This is a genomic window from Streptomyces sp. NPDC059957 (assembly GCF_042730015.1).
In the GTDB taxonomy this organism is placed as follows: Bacteria; Actinomycetota; Actinomycetes; order Streptomycetales; family Streptomycetaceae; genus Streptomyces.
The window spans coordinates 59,382-68,692 of the sequence record NZ_JBHWMB010000046.1 but is presented as its reverse complement, the minus strand read 5'-3'; the positions used below and the strand labels follow the sequence as shown (position 1 = coordinate 68,692).

The following is a 9,311-nucleotide window of genomic DNA, read 5'->3' as shown; positions in this document are numbered from 1 at the left end:
CGGTGCATCGCAAGGCGGAGGGCCACGGCTCGTACAGGACGTACTTCCGTGGTCCGACAACGCGGCGAGGTGCCGTGCCGGGCGTCGCGACCCGGCAAACCTTTCCGGTCACAGCACTAGCTCACTGGTGGTGCGGGTCCCCCTGCCGTGGGGGGCGTACGGGGGTCAGGGCGACCAGGGTCGGCCGCGTGACGGCGGCGGAGCCGTCGGGGCAGGTCGTGCACCCCCGGGAGGCGAAGAAGCAGCCCGAGCAGTCCACGGCGGCGATCTCCTCGCGGCGCAGCCGTCCCTTGCGGACCCAGTACCCGGCCATGTCCGCCGCCTCGGCCCGGTCGATGCCCAGCCGGTCGGCGATCTGCGCGAGCCCCTCGCCGGGGGCCGCCTCCTCGAAGGCGCGCAGCAGGCGGCGCAGCATGCCGGGCCCGGTGCCTGCGGTAGCCCCGCCGGGCCCACCGGTCCCGCCGGGCCCGCTCACCACACCAGCCTCGCGATCTGGAAGACCCCGACGGCGAGCAGCCAGGCCGCCGCCAGCTGGATGCCGAAGCCTATGACGGTCAGCCGGGTGCCGATCTCGGCCCGCTGCGCGGCCAGGGTGGCGAAGCAGGGGGTGTAGGCGAGGATGAAGACCAGGAAGGCGAGTGCGGCCGCCCCCTGGTGCCCGCCGGAGGATTCCTCGAAGGTGGCGTGCAGGCTCGCGGTGAGCTTGGGGTCGCCGTCCTCCTCGGCCGAGTAGGTCTGGGCGAGGGTGGAGATCACGCCCTCCTTGGCGATCAGGCCGGTGCCGAGCGCGGCCGTGGCGTGCCAGTCGCCGAAGCCGGCCGGGGCCACGAGGGGCGCCGCGGCGCGGGTGACCGTACCGAACACGCTCTGCTCGACGTCGACCTTGCCGAAGCCTCCGTGGCCGGCCGCGGCCGGGATCGCCATGAGGAGCCAGACCGCGGCCGCCGTCGCGACGATGATGCCGCCGGCGGTCCGCAGGAACGCGGCGAGCTTCTGCCAGACCTGGGCGCCGGTGACCCGCAGGGTGGGCAGCCGGTACGGGGGCAGTTCCAGGACGAGCGGTTCCTCCTTCATGTCCCGGAACAGCAGGGGCCGCAGGATCAGGCCCATGCCGACGACCAGCAGCACGGAGGCGACGTAGAGGAAGAAGACGACGGTGCCGGAGTTCGAGCCGAAGAAGACGCCCGCGATCATCACGTAGACGGCGAGGCGGGCGGTGCAGCTCATGTACGGGATGAGCAGGCCGACCAGGAGCCGGTGCGAGCGGCGGTTGAGGATGCGGGTGCCGGCGAGGGCGGGGACGTTGCAGCCGAAGCCGACGACGAGCGGCAGGAAGGCGCGGCCGGGCAGCCTCAGGGTCCGCATCAGGCGGTCGGCGACGAACGCGGCGCGGGCGAAGTAGCCGGAGTCCTCCAGCAGGGCCAGCAGCAGGAACATGATGATCATCAGCGGGACGAAGGTGAGCAGCTGGCCCACCCCGCTGATCAGCCCGTCGACCAGCAGTCCGGTCAGCCGGCCGGGCGCGTGGACGGCTTCCAGCAGCCGGTCGGCGCCGCCGCTGACGGGCCCGGAGACGAAGTCGCCGAGGCCGTCCTGGAGGGGTTTGGCCAGCACGGTGGTGGCCTGGAAGACGCCCCACATGACGGCGAGGAAGAACGGGATGCCGAAGCCGCGGGAGAGCAGCAGCCGGTCCACCCGGTCGGTGAGGGTGGGCCGGGCCCCGGCCGGGCGGGGCGCCGCGCGTTCGATGACGGCGTGCGCCCAGGCGTAGCGGGCCTCGGCGACAAGGAGTTCGGCGTCGGCATCGCCGTCCCTCGCGGCATCGTCCCTCACGGCATCGTCCCCGGCGGCACCGTGCGCCATGGCATCGCGCGCCGCCTCGGCGGCCAGGCGGTCCGCCGCCGCCCCGGCCCGTTCGGCCAGCGCCGCCGGGACCTCGGGCGGCTCCTCCCCGCAGAGCAGGCTGGCGGCCAGCCAGCGCGCGGGGTGCGGGGTCAGTCCGGAGGCCAGCGCGGCCAGGTCGGCCAGTTCGGCCGCCACGGGCGATCCGGCGGCCCAGGCGGAGGTCCGCCCCTGGCGCGGGGGTACGGCGTCCAGGGCCTCGCCCACCGCTTCCGCGAGCAGCTCCAGCCCGGTCCCGGAGCGTCCTTCCACCCGTACGACGGGCAGTGCGAGCTCGCGCGCCAGCGCGTCCGGGGCGGGGGGCGCTCCGCGCCGGGCGGCGACGTCGGTCATGGTGAGCGCGATCACGACGGGGATGTCGGTGTCGAGGATCTGCGAGAGCAGGTACAGGTTGCGGGCCGGGTTGGCCGCGTCGAGGGCGAAGACCACGGCGTCGGGCCGCGACCCCGCCGGCGCGGTCAGCACGTCGCGCACCAGTGCCTCGTCCGGGGAGTCGGGCAGCAGGCTGTAGGAGCCGGGCAGGTCGACGACGCGCAGCGGGCGGCCGCCCGCGGTGCGCCAGTCTCCCTGGGCCACGGAGACGGTCTTGCCCGGCCAGTTGCCGACGCGCTGATGGGCGCCGGTGAGGGCGTTGAAGAGGGTCGACTTGCCGACGTTGGGATTGCCTACGAGGGCGACGAACGGCGTACCGGTCCGCCGCTCCGCCGTGGCGGTCGCACCGGCCCCGGTGGCGTGACAGCTCATCCGGCGCACCTCAGCCGGCCGGCGGTACGGGTGTCCAGCGCGACCCGGGTGTCCCCGAGGCCGACGAGCAGGCCTCCGGTGGCGCCCCGGGCGATCACGGTGACGTCCGCGCCGGGCACGAAGCCGAACTCCAGGAGCCGGCGCCGGCTCCCGCCGGCCTGACCGGGGTCGATCCCCGTGATGCGTACGGTCGTCCCTGGACGGCTGTCGTTGAGCGACGGCACCGGACCTCCTTGTTCGACTCCACTAAGGCAAACCTAAGCAGTTCGAGGAGGGGCGGTGGCCGGGCAAAGTCCCTGATCGGCAGGGACTTTCAGCCCGCCGGTCCCGCCCGCGCGTCAGCCGATCGGCCGAGCGCGGGGCGGACTCGCCGGGGCCTTCCCGGATGCTGCCGATCAGCGGGAGCGTGCCCGCCGCCACCGGGTGGACGGACCGGCCTTCGAAGGAGAATCCGTCCTCGGACATGGCCTCCGCGCCGGCCGGATTCAAGGCGACGGGGATATTGCGGAGCACTGCAATGCACAAGGGGCGAGTACGTCGTGAACGTGCGGGGCGGCCCACAGGGGGCGGGCGGGGAAGGACGGCGGGGTATGCGGAAGCACCGGCCCGAGCGCATTCTGGAGGGGTGACGGCGAGACCGGACACCGGCGGCCCCGCCAACGACGCCACGGCCCAGGCGCTCGCGCGGGCCGCTCTCGATGCCATGGGGGCCGCCGGCGGGTACGCGGGCGGGATCTACCTGCGCTCCGGCGCGGAGGGGCTCATGCTGATGGCGGCCGTGACGGGGCTCCCGGGCCCACTGTTCCGCCCCTGGTGGCGGATGCACGTGAACCGCCCGTACCCCGTCGCCGAGGCCCACCGGTCCGGTCAGGCCGTGCACCTGCCCGACGCGGAATCGGCGATGCGGCGCTTCCCCCAGCTGATGGCCGGGCTGCCGTTCCCCTTCGGCTCGCTCTACGAGCCCGTGGCCCGCGGCCGTGAGCGCTACGGCGTCCTCTTCGTGCTGCGCCCCGCGACCCCCGGGATCCCGGTCGGCCCCGGCGACCGCAAGCGGCTGCGCGCGGTGGCGGCCCGGCTCGCCGGGGAGCTGGCCGCGCTGGCCGCGGGCGGGGCCACGGTGACCTGGGAGGGCGACCCGGTGTGCCTGCCCGGCCCGGGGGCCGCGGACGACCCCGCCGCCGGCGCCCGAGCCGCCGTGGACCGGCTGGACCTGGCCGTCCTGGCCGTGGACCGGCAGGGCGTGATCGGCTTCACCAACTCCCTCGCCCGCACCGCCGCCACCACCCTGCTCGGCTCCGACGGGGCGGAACTCACCGGGCGGCTGCTGTGGGAGGCCCTGCCCTGGCTCGGGAACCCCGCCTACGAGGACCACTTCCGGGCGGTGTTCCTCGCCCCCGCCCCGGTGCACTTCCAAGCCGCCCGCCAACGCGGACCCGAACCCTCCCCGCACTGGCTGTCGGTGGGCCTGCATCCCGGGATCGGCGGGATCACCGTCACCATCGCCGGGGCCGAACCGCCCGCGTACGCCCCCGAGTCGGTGGCGCGGCCCGGAGCGGGGCTCGGGTCCCCGGGCCTGGGCTCGGCCGCCGACCGGGCTTCGGCCCTGTACCGGCCGGTGGCGCTGGCGATCGCGCTGACCGAGGCGGTGACGGCCCGCCAGGTGTCCATGGTGGTCACCGACGAGCTGCTCCCGGCCTTCGGCGGACGGCAGTTGGCGATCTACCTGCTCGGTGAGGGGCATCTGCACCTGGCGTGGGAGACCGGTTTCCCCCAGGGGTTCCTCGACCGGTTCGACGGGGTCGCGCTGGACGTCCGGCTGCCCGGGGTGGAGACCCTCACCTCGGGCCGCCCGCTGTTCTTCGAGTCGATGCAGCACCTGGCCGCCGCCTACCCGGGGATCGAGCTGGACGCCCATGTCGGGGCCCGGGCCTTCCTCCCCCTGATCGCCTCGGGCCGGCCGGTCGGCTCGTGCATCCTCGGCTTCGACGCCCCGCGCGGATTCAGTCCGGAGGAACGCACCGTCCTCACGGCGCTGGCCGGGCTGATCGCGCAGGCGCTGGAACGGGCCCGGCGCTACGACAGCGAAGCGGCGCTGGCCCGCGGGCTCCAGGCGGCGCTGCTCCCGCACCGGCTGCCGGTGCACGAGAACGTGGTCACGGTGGGGCGGTACCTGCCCGGAACCGTCGGGATGGACGTCGGCGGTGACTGGTACGACGTCATCGAGACGGGCGGCGGGCGGCTCGCGCTGGTCATCGGGGACGTCCAGGGCCACGGGGTGGCGGCCGCCGCCACGATGGGGCAACTGCGCAGCGCCGTACGGGCCTTCGCGCTCGGCGGCAACGACCCGGAGCAGGTGATGCGCGGCACGAACGAGTTGCTCATCGGCCTCGACCCGGGCCAGTTCGCCAGCTGTTGCTACGTCCTGCTCGACCCGGGGTCCGGTCTCGCCCTCGCCGTCCGGGCCGGGCACCCCCAACCGCTGCTGCGGCATCCGGGGGGCCGGACGGAGGTGCTGGACCTGCCGGGCGGGACGGTGCTCGGTGTCGACGCCGGGGCCGAATATCCGGTGACCCGGCTGCGGATCGAGCCGGGGGCGGTGCTCGCCCTGTACACCGACGGGCTGGTGGAGATCCCGGGCACGGACATCGACGTGGGCGTGGAGCGGCTGCGGGCCGCACTGGCGGCCGCAGGTCCCGCTCCACTGACCGAGACGGCGGACCGGCTGGTCGCCGAGGCGGGGCACTCCACCGACCGGCCGGACGACATCGCCCTGCTGCTGGCGTCCCGCACGTCCGCCCCGGAGGTGGCCACCCGGGAGGCGGCCACCCCGGACCGGGCCACCCCCGACGGGTCCACCCCCGACGGGGGTGGCCCTCGCGGAGCCCCGTAGGACGGCCCCGAAGGGCGCGGGCGGCCCGTGAGTGAGCCACCCGCGCCCCGCCTGCCGCCGCTACCGCTTGGCGTAGGCGCGGGCGTACGAGTCGCCCGCGATCAGGGCGTCGGCGACCATCTCCGGGGACACCGGGAAGGGCATGTTGTGCGTGGTCTCGCCCTCCGCGGTGGCGGCGCGCCCGATGGCGAGGAGCTCCTCGCGGTCCGGGTCGCCGAGGCCGATCTCGGCGAGGGTGGTGGGCAGGCCGACGGCGCGGCTGAAGCGCAGGTAGGTGTCCAGCTCGTCGGTCGGGGCGCCTTCCAGGACCAGCTGGGCCAGGGTGCCGATGTTGACCTTCTCGCCGTGCATCATGCCGTGCACCTTGTGCGAGACGGTCAGCCCGTTGTGGATGCCGTGCGCGGCGGCGAGGCCACAGGATTCGAAACCGAGGCCGGAGAGCAGCGTGTTGGCCTCGGTGACCTTCTCGAGGGCCGGGGTGACCACGTGCGCCTCGGCGGCGAGCCGGGCCTGGGGGCCGTACTCCATGAGGGTCTCCCAGCAGAGCCGGGCGAGCGCGAGGGAGGCCTCGGTGGCGAGTCCGCCGGCCATGGCGACCCGGTTGGCGGCGACGCAGACCCGGGCCTCGTACCAGGTGGCGAGGGCGTCGCCCATGCCGGAGACGATGAAGCGGCTCGGCGCACCCGCGACGAGCGCGGTGTCGACGAGGACCAGGTTGGGGTTGCGCTGGAAGAAGGAGTAGCGCTCGAAGGCGCCGCCCTCGGTGTAGATCACGGCGAGCGCGCTGGTCGGCGCGTCGGTGGAGGCCACCGTGGGCGCGGACACGACGGCGATGTCGCCGAGCGCGTGGCCCACGGCCTTCGCGGTGTCGATGGCCGTGCCGCCGCCGATCCCGATGATGACGTCCGCGCCGGCGGCCTTGGCGGCCGCGGCGACCCGGTCGATCTCCTTCTGGGTGCACAGCCCGCCGAAGACCTCCTTGGTCAGCTTTACCCCGGCCTCGGAAAGGGAAGCGGTGACGGCCGTGTCCACGAAGCCCCAGACGCCCTTGTCCGCGAGGACCACGGCGTTCGTCCCGAGGCGGGCCGTGTGCTCGCCCAGGTCGTTCATCGCCCCGGCGCCCTGCACGTATTTGGGCGGGCTGATCATCATGCGCGTACCGACGGTCTTCACGTGAATCCTCCTCATTGCGAATTCATTTCCGCTTGCTTATTCATCCCTATCACGGATTCCAGCCGCACCCCGGATATGCACGGTCCCCTTGCAAAAGGGCCCTTCCGCAGCCGGATCCGGGACCAAGGACCCGAGCTGTGCCACAGGTTCGCCAGAGTAAAGTTCCAGCCAAGTGCCCCGGGAGCGGTGGCGGATCGGCGACGGTGCCGACTTAATACCGTCCCGCAATTCCTATTTCCGCTCCGGACCGGCGTGACGAGTTCCCCGTTCCGCGTCCCCCTTTCCAGGAAAGAGGCCCCCGTGAAGAAGCTCATCAATTCCCCCGAGAGTGTCGTCTCCGACGCACTGCGCGGAATGGCCGCCGCTCACCCGGGGCTCCGTGTCGAGGCGGAGAAGGGCATCGTCACGCGGGCCGCCGGTGCGGCCGGGGAGCCGGCCGGGAAGGTCGCGCTGCTGTCGGGCGGCGGCAGCGGGCACGAGCCGCTGCACGCCGGGTTCGTCGGGCGCGGCATGCTGGCGGCGGCCGTGGCCGGACCGGTGTTCACCTCCCCGGTGCCGGACAACATCGCGGCGGCCACCTGCGCGGTCGACGCGGGCGCGGGCGTCCTGCACATCGTGAAGAACTACACGGGCGACATCCTCAACTTCACGATGGCCGCGGAGGACTGCGAGGACGAGGGCGTCAAGGTCGAGCAGGTCGTCGTGGACGACGACGTCGCCGTCGCCCGGACCGAGCACGGACCGGGCCGCCGCGGTACCGGCGCCACCCTGTTCGTGGAGAAGATCGCGGGCGCGCTCGCCGAGGAGGGCGCCCCGCTCGCCGAGGTGGCCGCGGTCGCCCGCAAGGTCAACGCGAACGCGCGCAGCTACGGTGTCGCCCTGAGCTCGTGCACCACCCCCGCCAAGGGCAGCCCCAACTTCACGCTCGGCGAGGACGAGATCGAGCTGGGCATCGGCATCCACGGCGAGCCCGGCCGCGAGCGCCGGAAGATCATGACGGCCGCCGAGACCGCCGAGGCGATGCTCGACGCCATCCTCGACGACCTCCCGGAGGCGGCCGGCGCCCCCGTCATCCTCCTCGTCAACGGCCTGGGCGGGACCCCGCCCGTGGAGCTGTACATCATGCGCGCGGAGGTCGAGCGGGTGCTCGGCGAGCGCGGGGTCACCGTGGCCCGCTCCCTGGTCGGCAATTACGTCACCAGCCTGGACATGGCCGGCTGCACCCTCACCCTGTGCCGCGCCGACGAGGAGCTGCTGCGCCTGTGGGACGCGCCGGTCGACACCCCGTCCCTTCGCTGGGGCTGCTGACCCCGCTCGCCCTGCCCCACTCGCCCTGCCCCGCTCGCCCTGCCCCGCTCGCCCGACACTTTCCAGGAGCGCTCTCCATGACCGCCACGCCCGTCGCCCCGACGACCTCCACGACCCCGACCCCCCAGGCTCCCGCGCCGGACGCGATGGACACCGCCTACTTCCGCCGCTGGATCGCCGAGACCAACCGGCTCGTACGGCGGGACAGCGCGCGCCTCACCGAGCTGGACGCGGTCATCGGCGACGGGGACCACGGGGCCAATCTCGTACGGGGCTTCGGCGCCGTCGGCGCGGCCGTGGCCGAGCAGCGGCCCGCCACCCCGGGGGCGCTGCTGACGCTGGCCGGCACCACGCTGACGAACACCGTGGGCGGCGCCTCCGGTCCGCTGTTCGGCACCGCGCTGCGCCGCACGGGCAAGGTGCTCGGCGACACCGGGGCGCCGACCGTGGCGGAGCTCGGGGCCGCGCTCGGGGCCGGGCTGAAGTCGGTGCAGAAGCTGGGCGGGGCCGAGCTCGGCGACGCCACCCTGGTGGACGCCCTGGCTCCCGCGGTGACGGCGCTGGCCGAAGCCGCCGACGCCGACCGGCCGCTCCGCGAGGCCCTGGACGAGGCCGTACGGGCGGCCCGCGCGGGCGCCGACGCCACCGAGCCGCTCGAAGCCCGCAAGGGCCGGGCCAGTTACCTCGGCGAGCGCAGCGTCGGCCACCAGGACGCCGGGGCCAACTCCGTGGCCCTGCTCATGGAGGCGCTGCGCACCGCGGTGGACGCACCCGAGGCGGAGCTCGCCCCCGAGGAGCCGGCCGTCGCCGAGGCTCCGGTGGAGGAACAGGAACAGGAGCAGGCGCCGAAGACCCGTACCGGCCGCGTCGGCATCGTGCTCGTCTCGCACAGCAAGGCGGTCGCGGAGTCCGTGGCCGCACTGGCCGGCGCGCTGATCGGCTCGGTGGAGCCGGCTCCGCTGGCGGTGGCGGGCGGCACCCCCGACGGCGGGATCGGCACCAGCGCGGAGCTGATCACGGCCGCCGCCCGGTCGGTGGACGAGGGCCGGGGAGTGGCCGTGCTGTGCGACATGGGCAGTGCGGTGCTGACGGTGAACGCCCTGCTCGGCGAGGAGCCCTCGCAACTGCCCGAAGGGGCAAGGATCGTGGACGCGCCGTTCCTGGAGGGCGCCGTGGCCATCACGCTGACCTCGGCGATCGGCGGCGACCTCGACGCCGTACTGGCCGCGGCGGAGGACGCGCGCGGCTACCGCAAGCGCTGACCTGACACCGACCGGCATCGACGGCCACCGAC

7 protein-coding genes and 1 pseudogene are annotated in these 9,311 nt (G+C 74.3%); 4 read left to right on the top strand and 4 right to left on the bottom strand.

Annotation, left to right across the window (positions count from 1 at the left end; all coding sequences use genetic code 11):
* Positions 1–121: 121 nt before the first annotated feature.
* From ACFWBW_RS27415 to ACFWBW_RS27405, 3 genes are read right to left on the bottom strand one after another with little or no spacing between them, the layout of a single operon-like run.
* Positions 122–415 carry a FeoC-like transcriptional regulator gene (locus tag ACFWBW_RS27415; RefSeq protein ID WP_385377468.1) on the bottom strand — a complete coding sequence of 98 codons (294 nt, stop codon included), beginning with the start codon at positions 413–415 and terminating at the stop codon, positions 122–124.
* A gap of 56 nt (positions 416–471) precedes the next feature.
* Entirely contained in the window at positions 472–2,646 is a 2,175-nt protein-coding gene (gene feoB, locus ACFWBW_RS27410; protein ID WP_385377465.1) for a ferrous iron transport protein B, read from the bottom strand.
* Entirely contained in the window at positions 2,643–2,870 is a 228-nt protein-coding gene (locus ACFWBW_RS27405) for a FeoA family protein (protein ID WP_250739058.1), read from the bottom strand. The genes feoB and ACFWBW_RS27405 overlap by 4 nt, the downstream gene beginning before the upstream one ends.
* Positions 2,871–3,349: 479 nt before the next feature.
* On the opposite strand from ACFWBW_RS27405, the gene ACFWBW_RS27400 reads away from it, so the two are divergent.
* On the top strand, positions 3,350–5,536 hold the full coding sequence (locus ACFWBW_RS27400; RefSeq protein WP_385377482.1) for a SpoIIE family protein phosphatase: 2,187 nt from the start codon (positions 3,350–3,352) through the stop codon (positions 5,534–5,536).
* Between the two features lie 60 nt (positions 5,537–5,596).
* On the opposite strand, the gene ACFWBW_RS27395 is transcribed toward ACFWBW_RS27400, so the two are convergent.
* Positions 5,597–6,709 carry a glycerol dehydrogenase gene (locus tag ACFWBW_RS27395; protein WP_385377461.1) on the bottom strand — a complete coding sequence of 371 codons (1,113 nt, stop codon included), beginning with the start codon at positions 6,707–6,709 and terminating at the stop codon, positions 5,597–5,599.
* Positions 6,710–7,009: 300 nt separating this feature from the next.
* Here ACFWBW_RS27395 and dhaK point away from each other — a divergent pair, with 300 nt between their 5' ends.
* The 3 genes and pseudogenes from dhaK (at position 7,010) to ACFWBW_RS27380 (ending at position 9,279) form a co-directional block, all read left to right on the top strand.
* Positions 7,010–8,017 (top strand): dihydroxyacetone kinase subunit DhaK, encoded by a 1,008-nt coding sequence (dhaK, locus tag ACFWBW_RS27390; RefSeq protein ID WP_385377458.1) that lies wholly within the window; start codon positions 7,010–7,012, stop codon positions 8,015–8,017.
* A gap of 146 nt (positions 8,018–8,163) precedes the next feature.
* Positions 8,164–8,787, top strand: a pseudogene (gene dhaL / locus ACFWBW_RS27385) (dihydroxyacetone kinase subunit DhaL); the annotation flags it as partial.
* Positions 8,779–9,279: a PTS-dependent dihydroxyacetone kinase phosphotransferase subunit DhaM gene (locus tag ACFWBW_RS27380; RefSeq protein ID WP_385377479.1), complete on the top strand. Its 501-nt coding sequence runs from the start codon at positions 8,779–8,781 to the stop codon at positions 9,277–9,279. The pseudogene dhaL and the gene ACFWBW_RS27380, both read left to right, overlap by 9 nt.
* Positions 9,280–9,311: the final 32 nt, after the last annotated feature.

What these genes read in the sequence shown, in the direction of transcription:
- ACFWBW_RS27415 (WP_385377468.1), bottom strand. Translation starts at nt 415, where the DNA reads ATGCTGCGCCGCCTGCTGCGCGCCTTCGAGGAGGCGGCCCCCGGCGAG.
- feoB (WP_385377465.1), bottom strand. Translation starts at nt 2,646, where the DNA reads ATGAGCTGTCACGCCACCGGGGCCGGTGCGACCGCCACGGCGGAGCGG.
- ACFWBW_RS27400 (WP_385377482.1), top strand. Translation starts at nt 3,350, where the DNA reads ATGGGGGCCGCCGGCGGGTACGCGGGCGGGATCTACCTGCGCTCCGGC.